This window comes from Streptomyces lunaelactis (assembly GCF_003054555.1).
Taxonomy (GTDB): Bacteria; Actinomycetota; Actinomycetes; order Streptomycetales; family Streptomycetaceae; genus Streptomyces; species Streptomyces lunaelactis.
The window spans coordinates 5654590-5668564 of the sequence record NZ_CP026304.1; the positions used below are offsets into that span (position 1 = coordinate 5654590).

10 protein-coding genes are annotated in these 13975 nt (G+C 71.5%); 7 read left to right on the top strand and 3 right to left on the bottom strand.

Going from position 1 to position 13975, the window contains the following annotated elements; all coding sequences use genetic code 11:
* Positions 1-98: 98 nt before the first annotated feature.
* Entirely contained in the window at positions 99-317 is a 219-nt protein-coding gene (locus SLUN_RS26255) for an Rv3202a family protein (RefSeq protein WP_108152290.1), read from the bottom strand.
* Positions 318-441: 124 nt separating this feature from the next.
* Here SLUN_RS26255 and SLUN_RS26260 point away from each other — a divergent pair, with 124 nt between their 5' ends.
* The 7 genes from SLUN_RS26260 (at position 442) to moeZ (ending at position 9161) form a co-directional block, all read left to right on the top strand.
* A complete protein-coding gene (locus SLUN_RS26260) occupies positions 442-1407 on the top strand; it encodes an alpha/beta fold hydrolase (protein ID WP_108152292.1) in 966 nt (321 codons plus the stop codon).
* An 8-nt stretch (positions 1408-1415) separates the two neighbouring features.
* The gene (locus SLUN_RS26265; RefSeq protein WP_108152294.1) at positions 1416-2774 is read left to right on the top strand and encodes a DUF3152 domain-containing protein; all 1359 of its coding nucleotides are present in this window, start codon (positions 1416-1418) and stop codon (positions 2772-2774) included.
* 339 nt (positions 2775-3113) lie between these two features.
* Positions 3114-4811 carry a DUF3492 domain-containing protein gene (locus SLUN_RS26270; protein ID WP_108152297.1) on the top strand — a complete coding sequence of 566 codons (1698 nt, stop codon included), beginning with the start codon at positions 3114-3116 and terminating at the stop codon, positions 4809-4811.
* Positions 4808-6070: a hypothetical protein gene (locus tag SLUN_RS26275; protein ID WP_159100327.1), complete on the top strand. Its 1263-nt coding sequence runs from the start codon at positions 4808-4810 to the stop codon at positions 6068-6070. Before SLUN_RS26270 ends, SLUN_RS26275 begins: the two co-directional genes overlap by 4 nt.
* Positions 6071-6219: 149 nt before the next feature.
* A complete protein-coding gene (locus SLUN_RS26280) occupies positions 6220-7179 on the top strand; it encodes an NAD-dependent epimerase/dehydratase family protein (RefSeq protein WP_108152301.1) in 960 nt (319 codons plus the stop codon).
* A complete protein-coding gene (locus SLUN_RS26285) occupies positions 7167-7919 on the top strand; it encodes a spherulation-specific family 4 protein (RefSeq protein ID WP_108152303.1) in 753 nt (250 codons plus the stop codon). Before SLUN_RS26280 ends, SLUN_RS26285 begins: the two co-directional genes overlap by 13 nt.
* 63 nt (positions 7920-7982) lie before the next feature.
* A complete protein-coding gene (moeZ, locus tag SLUN_RS26290; protein ID WP_108152305.1) occupies positions 7983-9161 on the top strand; it encodes an adenylyltransferase/sulfurtransferase MoeZ in 1179 nt (392 codons plus the stop codon).
* Positions 9162-9274: 113 nt separating this feature from the next.
* Here moeZ and SLUN_RS26295 read toward each other — a convergent pair whose 3' ends face one another.
* The gene (locus SLUN_RS26295) at positions 9275-10843 is read right to left on the bottom strand and encodes an alpha/beta hydrolase (protein WP_108152306.1); all 1569 of its coding nucleotides are present in this window, start codon (positions 10841-10843) and stop codon (positions 9275-9277) included.
* A 126-nt stretch (positions 10844-10969) separates the two neighbouring features.
* Positions 10970-13651: a lysylphosphatidylglycerol synthase transmembrane domain-containing protein gene (locus SLUN_RS26300; protein ID WP_108154946.1), complete on the bottom strand. Its 2682-nt coding sequence runs from the start codon at positions 13649-13651 to the stop codon at positions 10970-10972.
* Positions 13652-13975 lie beyond the last annotated feature (324 nt).

The following is a 13975-nucleotide window of genomic DNA, read 5'->3' on the forward strand; positions in this document are numbered from 1 at the left end:
CGTACTTTTGGGTAACCCGGCTGTGTGTGGTGCGGACGCAGAATTTCACGGACCGGACAGTCGTGTTAGCTCCCTATTCGGGGGCAAAGAGGGGCAGGTCATCGGTAGTCGTCCTCGTCGAGGGCGACGATGCGGGCCTGTTCCGCCGCGTCGGCCTCGTTCACGGCGTCCCGGTCGATGCCGGTCAGCGGGTCGTCGTGCTCCGCCCGCACGGCCGCGTGCTGCTCGGCCGCGTCGGCCTCGGGCACCTCTTCGTCGCGCGCGGCGTCCTCGTCGTCTTCCTCGAATGTTTCCGGGTCTGTTGGGTCGACAGGCATGCGGCACCACTTTCCATGGAGTGCGCCTTTCCTACGAGCGTAGGAGGTACTGATTCATGGCGCTACGCGATGTGTGACGCCGAACACACGAGTCACCGTGTGATCGTCTCGTAACATTGCCCGCATGTCTTCGACCGAGCTGCCGGGAGTCCGCGCCGTCAACGCCGCCGTGGCCCCCAAGGTGGCGGCCGTCCGGGTCGCCGAGGGGGAGGAGCTGCGCTCCGTCGCGCTGCCAGGACTGACGCTCACCGTCAGAGCCCGGCCGCCGGCGCGCACCGGCCTCGCGCCCGCCCTGTACGTGCACGGGCTCGGCGGCTCCTCGCAGAACTGGTCCTCGCTGATGCCACTGCTCGAGGACGTCCTGGACGGCGAGGCGCTCGACCTGCCCGGCTTCGGGGACTCTCCGCCGCCGGACGACGGCAACTACTCGGTCACCGCCCACGCCCGAGCGGTGATCCGCTTCCTGGACGCGGCCGGACGCGGCCCCGTGCATCTCATCGGCAACTCCCTGGGCGGAGCGGTCTCCACCCGTGTCGCGGCCGTACGGCCCGATCTCGTACGCACGCTCACGCTCGTCTCGCCCGCCCTGCCCGAGATCCGGGTGCAGGGCTCCGCCGTGCCCACCGCAATGCTCGCGCTGCCCGGCGTCGCCTCGCTCTTCGGCAGACTGACCAAGGACTGGTCGGCCGAGCAGCGCACCAAGGGCGTTCTGGCGCTCTGTTACGGAGACCCCTCGCGGGTCAGCGAGGAGGCGCTGCGCAACGCCGTGGAGGAGATGGAGCGGCGGATACAGCTCCCGTACTTCTGGGACGCGATGACCCGGTCCGCGCGCGGCATCGTCGACGCGTACACGCTCGGCGGGCAGCACGGGCTGTGGCGGCAGGCGGAGCGGGTGCTCGCGCCGACGCTGCTTGTTTACGGAGGGCGGGACCAGCTCGTCTCGTATCGCATGGCGCGCAAGGCCGCGGCGGCCTTCAGGGATTCCCGGCTGTTGACGCTCCCGGACGCCGGGCATGTTGCCATGATGGAGTACCCGGAAACGGTCGCCCAGGCTTTCCGGGAACTGCTGAACGACATCGACAGGAGCTGATTCGGGGCGTGGGACGACACAGCCGTAAAGGCCCCGCACCCAAGGGCTCCGATTCCGGCAACCGGTCCGGTACATCCGGTACACCTGATTCATTCGGTATGTCCGGTACCGATATGTCCAGCACCGGCGAGTGGGAGGCCGTGGGCCCGGCCTCCGGCGGCGGAGCCCGCAGGCGCGCCGGTGGGCCCGGTCAGGAACAGCACACCCCGTCCGGATACGGAACGCCGCAGACCCGGGGCGGACACCCGGAGCAGCGCGAGGCGGGCGGCGGTTGGGGCGCCCCGCAGCCGCAGCGTTACGACACCCGGCCGGGCGGCGCGCAGCGGGTGCAGGCACCGGCCGCGCCGCAGAGGATCGCGGCCGTTCCCCGGATACCGGGCCCGCGCCGGGAGTTCGTCGCGGCCTTCGAGGAGCCGCAGCCCCGGCGGTCGCCGGATGACGATCCGTACGGTTCCGTCACCGCGTGGGACACCGAGCAGGATTGGCTCCCCGAGACCGAGACCGAGAGCCGGAGCGGGGCCGGGACCGACGCGCGCGAGGAGAAGCCGGCCAAGGGCGGCAGGGGCCGCGCATTCACCGGGATCGCGGCCGCCGCGGTGACCACCGTGCTCGCGGTCGTCGTGGCGGGCCAGGTCGCCACCGACGGTCCCGGCAAGGCCGGCGCGCAGTCCGCGGGCGGGAACCGGGAGGGTGCGGAGAGTCCGGCGTCCCGCTCGGACGGCCGGCAGGTGCCGCCGCGGAACGCGCCGAAGCCCGCCGCCCCCCTCACGTACGCGCAGCTGATGACCACCCAGTTCCCGCTCGATCCGAAGCTGCGGGGGTCGGGCGACTTCGAGGCGGTGCCCGGCTTCGACCGGGCGCCGGGCAAGGGCAACAGGATCCGCTATCGGGTCGACGTCGAGAAGGGCCTCGGCCTGGACGGCGCGCTGTTCGCCAAGGCGGTCCAGGCGACCCTGAACGACGACCGGAGCTGGGCGCACGGCGGCGCGATGACCTTCGAGCGGATCACCTCCGGCGAGCCGGAATTCGTGATCACGCTCGCCAGTCCCGGGACCACGGCGACCTGGTGCGCGAAGTCCGGCTTGGATACGAGTGTCGACAATGTCAGCTGCGATTCCGCGTCGACGGACCGCGTGATGATCAACGCCTACCGCTGGGCGCAGGGCTCGGAGACGTACGGCGACAAGGCGATGCTGACGTACCGCCAGATGCTCATCAATCACGAGGTCGGACACCGGCTCGGACACGGCCATGTGAACTGCCGCACCTCCGGCGCGCTCGCGCCGGTGATGCAGCAGCAGACCAAGTCCCTGGACGTCGGCGGGATCAAGTGCCGGCCCAACCCCTGGGTGCATCCCGGGAGTTGACCGGCATCCGGGACGGCCCTCTCGCAAAAGGCTCGTCGCGCGCCAACAGGATCCGTACACCAGGCAGCTGCTGGACGCCGTCCCCGCCCTCGACCCGGTGCTCGCACGGGCACGGCCAGCGGCGCGGCAGGAGCTGGCCCGCAGCCTGACGCTCCGTAAGCGAAGCGACTCGTAGCGCGACAGAACGCTATCGGGTTGGGAAAGTTACGTGCATTCACCCCTTCTGGTGGCGCGATGGACAACCGTCCGTCGCGCCACCGGCGTACCGGCTTACCGTCGTCCCGCTGTGAGTCGCCGGATCAACGGCGGCCGCCCACAAGGGAGATCGGGGGTGCGCTCGTGCGGATCGGACTTCTTACGGACGGTGGTTATCCGTATGCGACGGGTGAGTCCAGGCTGTGGTGCGACCGGCTTGTGCGCGGGCTCGCGCAGCACGAGTTCGACATCTACGCGCTCAGCCGCAGCGCCCTGCAGGAGGACCACGGCTGGATCCAGCTCCCGCCGCAGGTGCAGCGCGTGCGCACCGCACCGCTGTGGGCGCCCGAGGACGACGGACACACCTACGGACGGCGCGAACGGCGCCGCTTCGTCCACCACTTCAAAGAGCTCGCCGCGGCCGTGTGCGCGGAGAGCGCCGTGTGCGCAGAGAGCGACGGCTTCGCCGACGGGCTGTACGGACTCGCCGAGCTCGCCCGCGAGCGCGGTGGGCTCTACGCCGCGCTCCGCTCCGAAGTGGCCGTCCGCGTCCTCGAATCCGCCTGCCGTGTGCCCGGCGCGCGCCGCGCCATGCACGCCGCCACCGTCCCCGACTACCTCGAGTTCGTCGACCAGCTCGAGCGCGCCCTGCGCCCGCTCTCGCTCGACTGGTACGGCGACGACGGCCTCGGGGCGGTCGACCTCTGCCATGCGGCGTCCGGCGGATCCGCCGCCCTGCCCGGCTTGCTGGCCAAACGCTTCTTCGGGGTCCCGCTGCTGGTCACCGAGTACGGCGTACAACTGCGGGCGCACTACCTCTCCGCGAGCGACGGCGAGCTGACCGCGCCCGTACGGGCCCTGCTCGCCGCCTTCCAGGGCCGGCTCGCGGCCGAGGTGTACCGGCAGGCTTCCGTCATCACCCCCGGCAATACGCACGCGCGCCGCTGGCAGGAGAAGTGCGGCGCCGACCGCGCCAAGCTGCGGACCGTCTACCCCGGCATGGCGGCGGACCGTTTCGCGGCGGTGGGCGACGGCGACGACAGCGGCGACCCGCACACCCTCGTCTGGGTCGGCCGGATCGAGCCCGCCAAGGACCTCATCGCCCTGCTGCACGCCTTCGCGGAGGTGCGCAAGGAGGAACCGCCGGCGCGGCTGCGGCTGTTCGGCCCGCCCGTGCAGGGGCCCGAGGCGACGACATATCTCGCGCACTGCAAGGCGCTCGCCGCGCAGCTCTTCCCCGACGAGGCGGCCGACGCGCACGCCGTCGGCGACAACCCCGTCTCCTTCGAGGAGATCGGCGGACCGGAGGCGCCCGAGCTCGCCGACGCGTACGCCTCCGGGGAAGTGGTCGTCCTCTCCAGCGTTGTCGAGGGCTTCCCGATCAGCCTGGTCGAGGCGATGTTCTGCGGCCGCGCGACCGTCTCCACGGACGTCGGCGCGGTTGTCGAAGTCATCGGCGGTACGGGGCTCGTGGTGCCGCCGCGCAATCCGCGGGCGCTCGCGGACGCCTGCCTCGCGCTGCTGCGCGACCCGGAGCGCCGTGCACGCCTCGGCGCGGCCGCCCGCGCCCGAGCGCTCGAACTCTTCACCATCGAACAGAACCTGACGGCATTTCGCGGCATTTACCTGGAGCTGATCTCACACTCCCCGGTACGGCGCGAGGCGGAGGCCGTCGACGCCGACGGAGAGCCGCTGCCCTTCGCCCATCCCGCCGAGGCCCATGTGCCCGGCCACTGGACGGGTGGCGGCACCGCAGCGAGCGGGCGCACCCCGCGCTGGGCGGACGCGCCGGTGCGCGGTCTGGTCGGCGCGGACGCGACCCCGAAGGAGGCACGGGCGTGAGCACATCCCGTACGACCGAAAGCACTGCAAGCCCCGGGAGCCCCGGGAGCGTGGCCGCCGGGGAACCGTCCGCACTCGGCGACCACCCCCTCGGCGACCACCCCTTCGACGTCCACGCTCTGGACGTCCACGCTGTGGGCGACCCGAGACCACTTCGGGAGGACGCGTCCGCGACGACGCGCAAGCCCCCCGCCTCCCGGCGCGGCCCCGCCGACCCCGTCAAGGCCCTCATGCACCGCCACCGCGAACTGTGCGAACGAGCCGTCGACCCGTTGGAGATCGCCGCCGGGCTCGAGGCCCACGGGGTCACCGACCGCACCGCCGCCCGCTTCCGGCACCGGGACGTCTTCTCGCTCGCCGAGGAGCTCTACGCGCGCGTGCCGCGAGGTTCGGAAGCGGACTCCGCCGGACGCCCGGCAGCAGCGGCCGGCCCGCGCGCCGGACACCCCCGGGGCGCCGGACCCGCACCCCTCCCGCTGCTGCCGGGCGCCGTCTGCGCCCTCGCGGTCATCGGCATGGAGGCGATGGAAGGCACGGCCCGGCTCGCGGCCGCTGCGGCGGGGACGGCGGCCGTCGCCGTCGCGCTCGTGCTCTGCCTGCGCCGCGGCCCTCTGCGCGCCGACGGCCGCACCGTCCCGGCCGTACGCCTGTGGACCCTCTGGCTGCTCGCCTACGCGACGTACGGCGAAGGGCTGCAGGCCCAGATCATCGGCGGCGGCCCCGATGGACCCTGGCCCATGACAACCGCCCCGCTCGCCGGACTCGCACTCGCCGTCGCCCCCGCGGCCTGGTGCGCGCACCTCTTCTCCGTACAGGCACGGCGCAGGCTGGACAGCAGCCGCGGCCTCGAGGAGTTCGCGTCCGGCGTGCGGCCCCTGCTGCTCGGTGTCGTCGCGCTGTACGTCTGCGCCCTCACCGCGCTTCTCGCGCTCGCCGGCCTCGTACTCCCGCACGAGGCGCTCTTCCCCGCCGTCGCCCTCGGCACCCTGCTCTTCCTGGCCCGTCTGCTCATCGTCCACGGCTTCCCCGAATCCGCCTCCGCCGGACTCGCCGCCGCCTGCGCCGTCGAGGTCGCCGCGCCCGCCCTTCTGCTGGCAGGCCGCCTCCCGGGCTGCAGTTTCCTGGCGAGCCCGGTGGAGGCGGCCGTCGAAGCCTGGGGCACCGGCGCCGTACCGGCTCTGGCCTGCGGCGCCGCCGCCCTCGGCCTGCTGGCCCACGCCACCGCGGCCCTGTCCCGGGCCTCGGCGCACACCGTCTGAACCTCTCGCAGCGCCGACACCGCGGGCGGCGCAGCACCGGCACCATCCCGGCGCCAGTACCGGCATCGACAGCAACACCCCTAAGGAGAAAGCGACATGACCCCCCTACCCCCAGCTCCGGCTCGTCGGCACCGAGGGGCGGCCGCGCGATGAGGGTGCTCCTGCTCGGTGCCAATGGATTCCTCGGCCGCTTCGTCGCCGACCGGCTGCTCGCCGACCCGGCCGTCCACCTCACCGCCCTCGGGCGCGGCGACGACGCCGACGTACGCTTCGACCTCGCCGGAGGCAGCCCGGGTGCGCTCACCCGCTTCCTGGGCGCCGTCCACCCCGGGGTCGTCATCAACTGCGCCGGCGCCACCCGCGGCGGCGCCCGTGACCTGACCCGTCACAACACCGTCGCCGTCGCCACCGTCTGCGAGGCCCTGCGCCGCAGCGGCTGTGGCGCCCGGCTCGTGCAGCTCGGCTGCGCCTCCGAGTACGGTCCGTCCCAGCAGGGCTCATCGACCGCCGAGGACGCGATCCCGCGCCCCGGCGGACCGTACGGAGTGAGCAAGCTCGCCGCCACCGAGCTGGTGCTCGGTGCGGGCCTGGACGCCGTCGTCCTGCGGGTCTTCTCGCCCGTCGGCCCCGGCACCCCCGCGGGTTCCCCGCTCGGCCGCCTCGCCGAGGCGATGCGCCGCGCCATGCAGTCGGGCGACAGTGAACTGAAGCTCAGCGGGCTCGGCGTGCAGCGCGACTTCGTCGACGTACGGGACGTGGCGCGCGCCGTGCACGCCGCCTCGCTCTCCGCCGCGCAGGGCGTGGTCAACATCGGTACGGGACGGGCCGTGAAGCTCAGGGACGCGGCCGCCGTCCTGGCGCGCGTCGCCGGCTACGCAGGCGCCCTGCACGAGCTGGACGGTCCCTCAGGACGCCCCTCCATCGGCGCCCCGCGCACCGAATCCGTACTCGACCATCTCTCCGCGGGCCAGGCTCCGTACCCCGACGGCTGCGGCAGCTGGCAGCAGGCGGATGTGCGCACCGCCCGCGACCGCCTCGGCTGGCGCCCCCGTATCAACCTCGAAGAGTCGCTCGCCGACATCTGGATGGAGGCGGCATGCCGCATCTGACCACTACCGGCACCCAGCTCTCCGCGACCGGCGCGGAGAGACTCGGCTTCGGTATCCCCGGCTACGCCCACCCGCTGCTCGCCCCCGTCGAGTGGGCCGAACTGACCCGACCGGGAACGCCGTTGCACTGGGTGGTCCTCAATGTCGCCGACGGCCCCGGCGACCGCCCCGACCCGCACTGTCTGGAGGCCGCGGGGAAGCTGCGCAACGCGGGCGTCCGCGTGCTGGGCCATCTCGACATGGCGCACGGCTCGCGCTCCTTCGGCGATCTCATCGCCGACGCGCACCGCTACCTCGAGTGGTACCGGATCGACGGCTTCCTGCTGGACCGCTGCCCGACGGACCGCGCAGATCTGCACGAGGTGCGGCGTACGACGGCGACGCTGGAGGCGGTCCTGGACGGCGGCCATCTGGTGCTGGGGCACGGCTCGCACCCGTACCCCGGATACGCGGAGGCCGCCGACCAGCTGGTCACCTTCTCCGGGCCGTGGACGGACTACCGCTGGTCGCAGGTGGCGGAGTGGACGGCGGACCACCCGCCGGAGCGCTTCGTCCACTTCGTCCACGGGGTGCCGCGGACGCATCTGGAGGAGGCCACCCGTATCGCCCGCTGGCAGGGCGCGGGGACGATCTTCTTCACCGACCGGACGGAGCGTAGGGGGCAAAGCAGCCCATTCGAGGCGCTGCCCGGCTACTGGGACGAAATCGTCTCGCAGATCGGACCGGGTGTCTCGGAATGAGGAGGGGCGTGGCAGTGTTACGGGGAGAACAACCGTACTGACATACCGACCAACGGAGTCCCCGTGTCGCTGCCACCCCTGGTCGAGCCAGCTGCTGAGCTCACCGTCGACGAGGTCCGCAGGTACTCCCGCCACCTGATCATCCCTGATGTCGGGATGGACGGGCAGAAGCGGCTGAAGAACGCCCGTGTGCTGGCCGTCGGCGCCGGCGGCCTGGGATCGCCGGCCCTGATGTACCTCGCCGCGGCCGGTGTCGGCACGCTCGGCATCGTGGAGTTCGACGAGGTCGACGAGTCGAACCTGCAGCGCCAGATCATCCACAGCCAGGCCGACATCGGCCGCTCCAAGGCCCAGTCCGCCAAGGACTCGGTGCTCGGCATCAACCCGTACGTGAATGTGGTCCTCCACGAAGAGCGGCTCGAGGCCGAGAACGTGATGGACATCTTCAGCCAGTACGACCTGATCGTCGACGGCACGGACAACTTCGCGACGCGCTACCTGGTCAACGACGCGTGCGTGCTGCTGAACAAGCCGTACGTCTGGGGCTCGATCTACCGCTTCGACGGCCAGGCCTCGGTTTTCTGGTCAGAGCACGGCCCCTGCTACCGCTGCCTCTACCCGGAGCCCCCGCCCCCCGGCATGGTCCCGAGCTGCGCCGAGGGCGGCGTGCTGGGCGTGCTCTGCGCGTCCATCGGCTCCATCCAGGTCAACGAGGCGATCAAGCTGCTCGCCGGCATCGGTGAGCCGCTGGTCGGCCGGCTGATGATCTACGACGCCCTGGAGATGCAGTACCGCCAGGTCAAGGTCCGCAAGGACCCGGAGTGCGCGGTCTGCGGCGAGAACCCCACCGTCACCGAGCTCATCGACTACGAGGCCTTCTGTGGCGTCGTGTCCGAGGAGGCCCAGGAGGCGGCGGCCGGTTCGACGATCACTCCCAAGCAGCTCAAGGAGTGGATCGACGACGGTGAGAGCATCGAGATCATCGACGTCCGTGAGATCAACGAGTACGAGATCGTCTCGATCCCCGGCGCGAAGCTGATCCCGAAGAACGAGTTCCTGATGGGCACCGCCCTGGAGTCGCTGCCTCAGGACAAGAAGATCGTCTTGCATTGCAAGACGGGTGTCCGCAGTGCGGAAGTCCTCGCGGTGCTCAAGTCGGCGGGCTTCGCGGACGCGGTGCACGTCGGCGGCGGCGTGATCGGCTGGGTCCACCAGATCGAGCCGGACAAGCCGATCTACTGAGACCCGTGGGCGAGGCTCGCACGCACGACTCGTAACGACTGGTACGCACGACTCGTACACGAGGGGGCCCTGGACCGGACTGCCGGTCCGGGGCCCTTCGTGCTGACAGGGCCCTATGTGCAGACCGTGCCGGCCGCCGGGACCTTGCCGTCCATGAGGTAGGCGTTCACGGCCTGCTGCACACACGTGCTGCCGCTGTTGTACGCGCCATGGCCCTCGCCCCGGTACGTGAGCTCGACGCCGACGCCCTTGCCGAGCGAGTCGGCCATCGCCTTCGCGCCCTCGTACGGAGTCGCCGGGTCACCGGTGTTGCCGATGACGACGATCGGGGCCGCGCCCGGGGCCGAGACGTCCGGCGTGGACCAGGCACCCGGCACCGGCCACTCGCTGCAGCCCATCAGGCCCCAGCCGAGGAACGCGCCGAAGACCGGCGAGGCCCGGCGGAACTCGGGCAGCTTCGCCTTGGTCTGCTCCATCGTGTAGCGCTCTTTGGAGTCAACGCAGTTGATGGCCGCGTTGGCCGCCTGGATGTTGCTGTAGTCGCCGTCTTCGCTGCGTCCGTTCATCGCGTCGGAGAGCGCGAGCAGCAGCCCGCCGTTGCCGCCGTCCGCCTCGTCGAGACCCTGCTCCAGCAACTCCCAGTACTCCTTGGAGTAGAGGGCCTGCGCGATGCCGTTGGTGGCCTGGCTCTCGGTCAGCTGCCGGTCGCCGCTGCCGGCGATCGGCTGCTTGTCGAGCTTGTCGAGGAGGGCGATGATCCAGTCCTGGATCTCCTGCGGGGTGGAGCCGGGGATCAGGCACTTGTCGCCGCGGTCCACGCAGTTCTGGGCGAAGTTGGTGAGGGCGAGCTGGAAGCCCTTCGCCTGGCCGAGCGAGCTCTGCTCCGAGGTCTTGGTCGGGTCGACGACGGCGTCGAAGACGGCCCGGCCCACCTTCGCCGGATACAAGTGGGCGTAGACGCCGCCGAGTTCGGTGCCGTACGAGATCCCGAAGTAGGAGAGCTTGTCGTCGCCCAGTACCTGGCGCATCAGGTCCAGGTCGCGGGCGGCGTTGGTGGTGCCCACGTACGGGAGCTCGTCGCCGGAGTTCTTCTCGCAGGCGTTCGCGAAGGACTTCAGGCTGTCGGTGAAGGTCTTCTCCTCGGCGGCGTCGTCGGGGGTCGAGTCCTGTGCGAAGTACGTGTCGAGCCGGCTGTTGTCCTCGCACTCCACGGCCGCGCTCCGGCCGACCCCGCGCGGGTCGAAGCTCACCAGGTCGTAGCGGGTGCGCAGGGCCGCGTAGTCGGCCGCGGCGGCGGGCAGCGTGGTGATCCCGGAGCCGCCGGGGCCGCCGAAGTTGAAGATGAGGGAGCCGATCCGCTTGTTCTTGTCGGCCGCCCTGGCGCGGATGAGGGCCAGCTCGATGGTGTCGCCGTCCGGCTTGGCGTAGTCGCGCGGGGCGTTCATGAAGGAGCACTCCCAGGCGGTGCCGCCGGGCAGCGGCGAGGGTGCGGTCCCGCCGCCTTCGGCCTCGGAGGGGGCCGGGCACGGCTGCCAGTTCAGCTTCTGGGAGGCGAGATCCTTCGACTGCTCCTGGTCCGTCTCCTTGTCGCCGCTGTCGGAACAGCCGGCGGCGGCCACCAGCAGTACGGCAGCTGATGCGGCGAGGGCGACGGCGCGCAGGGCGGCGGAAGTGGTCGGCATGCCGCCATCGTGCTCCGCGGGGGCGCGGGGCGCGCGTGCGGCGGTCCAAGCGGGTGGCTTCCGGCGCCCGTCGTGACCCTCGTCCTCAATCGCCGGACGCGCTGTATTTCAAGCCCGGCCCCGGCGCTACAGCGCGCCCTTGCGGGTCAGATGGTTGAAGGCGAACCACCCCGGCAGCACCGGCAGCCACAGCGTCATCATGCGGTACAGCAGCACCGCCGGCGCCGCGACCTCCTTCGGCACCCCGGCCAGCACCAGACCGAAGGTCAGCGCACCCTCGACCGCGCCCACACCGCCCGGCGTCGGCGCCGCCGAGCCCAGCGCGTTGCCCGCAAGGAACACCACGGCGATGCTCGCGTAGCTCAGCGGCTGGTGGCCGTCGGCGAAGGCCCGGATCGACGCGTCCAGACACATCACGAACAGACCGGTCAGCAGCAGCATCCCGCCGATACCGGTGACCAGCTTCATCGGCCGCTGCAGTACGTCGAGCATGCGCGGCACCACACCGGCGAACAGCGAACGCAGCCGCGTCGAGACGAACTTCCGCAGGAACGGGATCGCCGTCACCACCAGCACCAGCACGGCGACCGTCAGCAGACCCGCGATCACCGTCCTCGAGGGGGTGAGTGACGCTGTCTTCTCCGTACCCGTCAGATAGCCGAAAGAGAGCAGCAGCATGATGTGCGCGCCGAGCCCGAAGAGCTGGGACGCGCCCACACTCGCCACCGCCAGACCGGGCCGTACGCCCGCACGCTGGAGGAAGCGGGTGTTCAGCGCGACACCGCCGACCGCCGCCGGGGCGACGATCTTGACGAAGGACCCGGCGACCTGCGCGACAACGGTGTGCAGGAAGCCGACCCGCTCCGGTACGAAGCCCAGCAGGCTCATCGCGGCAGCGATGTAACTGAGCGCGGAGAAGGCGACGGCCACCGCCACCCAGCCCCAGTCGGCCTGTCCGAAGACCGTGCCGAAGTCGATGCCGGCGAGCTGCGAGAGCAGGAAGTACGCGGCGACCGCGCCGGCGATGAGGCTGACGAGCGTCCGCGGTCTGATCCGCTCCAGGCGGACCGGCTCGACCGGCGCCTGCGGCCTGATCAGCAGCACCTGGCGGCGGATCTGGGAGAGCAGATCCTCCTCGCGGGCCTCGTTCATGGCCATGTCCATGGCCCTCTTGTCGGCCTGCTTCTCCGCCCGCTCCGACTTGCGTACGGCCTTGCGGTCGTCCGCGGCCGCTTCCACCGCCGCACCTTCCGTACGGGCCCGCTTGGCAGCCGCTGACGCCTCGAGCACGGCGTCCCGCTCGCGCTGCGAGCGCTCGCGGGCCAGCTTGCGCAGCGTCGCCCGGGTCGAGCGGCTCAGCGCGATCGGCTGGAGCAGCGGCAGACAGTCCGCGATGGAGTCCGGGCCGAGCACCTCGACCGCGGTGGACACCGCACGCTCGGCGCCCACCCGCAGCCCGATGGTGGTGAGCAGCTGCGCGATGTCCATCCGCAGCACCACATCGCCCGCCGCGATCTCACCGCCGCGCAGATCGGTCAGGATGACCTTGCCGGAACGATCCACCAGAATCGCGTCGCCGGTCAGCCGGCGGTGCGCGATACGCCTCGACTGCAGCGCCTTCACCTGCCGCCAGGCCCCGCGCACCACATCGTCGGTGATCTCGTCCTCCGCCATGGAGTCCAGGGACCGGCCGCCCAGGTGCTCGTACACCAGCATCACGGCGTCCGGACCGAGCTCCGATGTGGCGATCAGCTTGGGGGCGTTGGCTCCGGCGGCGATCGCCGCGTACGCGAGCAGCGCCTCCTGCTCCAGCGCCTGGCGCAGCGACTGGATGGAGCGGCGGGTGGTGATGGAGCGCAGCGTCAGCCGGCGCCACACCCGGTAGAAGAAGCCCTGCGCCTGCTGCTCACGGTCGACGACGGTGACGTCGAGCGGGGCGCCCTCCTCCAGCGAGACCAGATAGCGCCGGCCGCGGTCGCCCTGCTCGGCGGAGTCGGGGACGTCCTCGGAGCGCATCGCGGTGACCGGCCGGAAACCGACATGGCGCAGACCGGCCAGCAGTGTCTGGCCGGTGGGCCGTACGTTCGGCGAGCCGACGGCGTACAGCGTGCCGTACGCGACGGTCCAGCCGAGCAGCACGGTGAGGATGATCGAGAACGGGGTGGTGTACCCGGCGACGAGCATGGCGAAGGCGTCGAGCAGCAGCACCACCCACAGCACCACACGCCAGCGTGGTCGCCGGGACATGCCCACGGCCGTCATGTAGGCGATGACGGGTGCCAGGTATCCGTGCACGGGGTCGGTCAGCCCGCCGCCGGTCTGCGCCTGGGTCAGCGCGTCCTGGAGGCTGCCGGGCGCGGCCTTGGCGACCCAGAGGTCGGTGGCGAGGGTGACGCCGTGGGCGAGGACGGCCGCGAGCACGCCGTCGGCGATCCGCAGTCCGTCGCGTTTGATCAGCCGCTCGATGGCGAAGGCGACCGGAACGAGCAGCACGGCGATACTGGACACCAGTCCGGCGATCTTGACCAGCAGGTCCGGGGCCTGCCCGGTGCCCTTGTTGATGTCCTGTTCGAGGCCGGAGGTGGTGCCGTGGGCGAACGCGGCGACGGCGAGGACGACAGCGATCGCCATGATGCCGATGAGCAGCCGCATCAGATCGGAGGGGCGGTGGACGCGGGCGGCGAGCAGCGGCTCGTCGCCGGAGACCCGGTCGATGCTGGCCACGTCCGTGACATCGCATTCCGCGGTCTTCTCGCTCGCGTCGGGGGCTCCCGTCTTCTCGCTCGCGCCGGAGGAGGCTCCGGTCATCTCGCTCCCGTCGGAGGAGGCTCCGGTCCTCTCGCTCCCGCCGGACGCGGCGGTCGCATCGCTTGCGTCGCCGTCCCCGGTCCTGGCGCTTGAATCCGAGGCTTCTGAATCCGAGGCCCCGGTCTTGGCGGTCGCATCGCTCTGCGGAACGGGGGCGTCCGGGTGCGACTCGGAGTCAGGGGTGCTCGCCGCCTGCTGAGGCTGCACGCCCTGCTCCTTCGCCGTCTCGGTCTCTTCTTGATCTCGTATCACCAGTCACCGCCCGCATGATGGTGGCACGACCGGACGACAGAGGGGGGCATCAGGGTGCATTGCGGGGATGTG

What these genes read in the sequence shown, in the direction of transcription:
- SLUN_RS26255 (WP_108152290.1), bottom strand. Translation starts at nt 317, where the DNA reads ATGCCTGTCGACCCAACAGACCCGGAAACATTCGAGGAAGACGACGAG.
- SLUN_RS26260 (WP_108152292.1), top strand. Translation starts at nt 442, where the DNA reads ATGTCTTCGACCGAGCTGCCGGGAGTCCGCGCCGTCAACGCCGCCGTG.
- SLUN_RS26280 (WP_108152301.1), top strand. Translation starts at nt 6,220, where the DNA reads ATGAGGGTGCTCCTGCTCGGTGCCAATGGATTCCTCGGCCGCTTCGTC.
- SLUN_RS26285 (WP_108152303.1), top strand. Translation starts at nt 7,167, where the DNA reads ATGCCGCATCTGACCACTACCGGCACCCAGCTCTCCGCGACCGGCGCG.
- SLUN_RS26295 (WP_108152306.1), bottom strand. Translation starts at nt 10,843, where the DNA reads ATGCCGACCACTTCCGCCGCCCTGCGCGCCGTCGCCCTCGCCGCATCA.
- SLUN_RS26300 (WP_108154946.1), bottom strand. Translation starts at nt 13,651, where the DNA reads ATGACCGGAGCCTCCTCCGGCGCGAGCGAGAAGACGGGAGCCCCCGAC.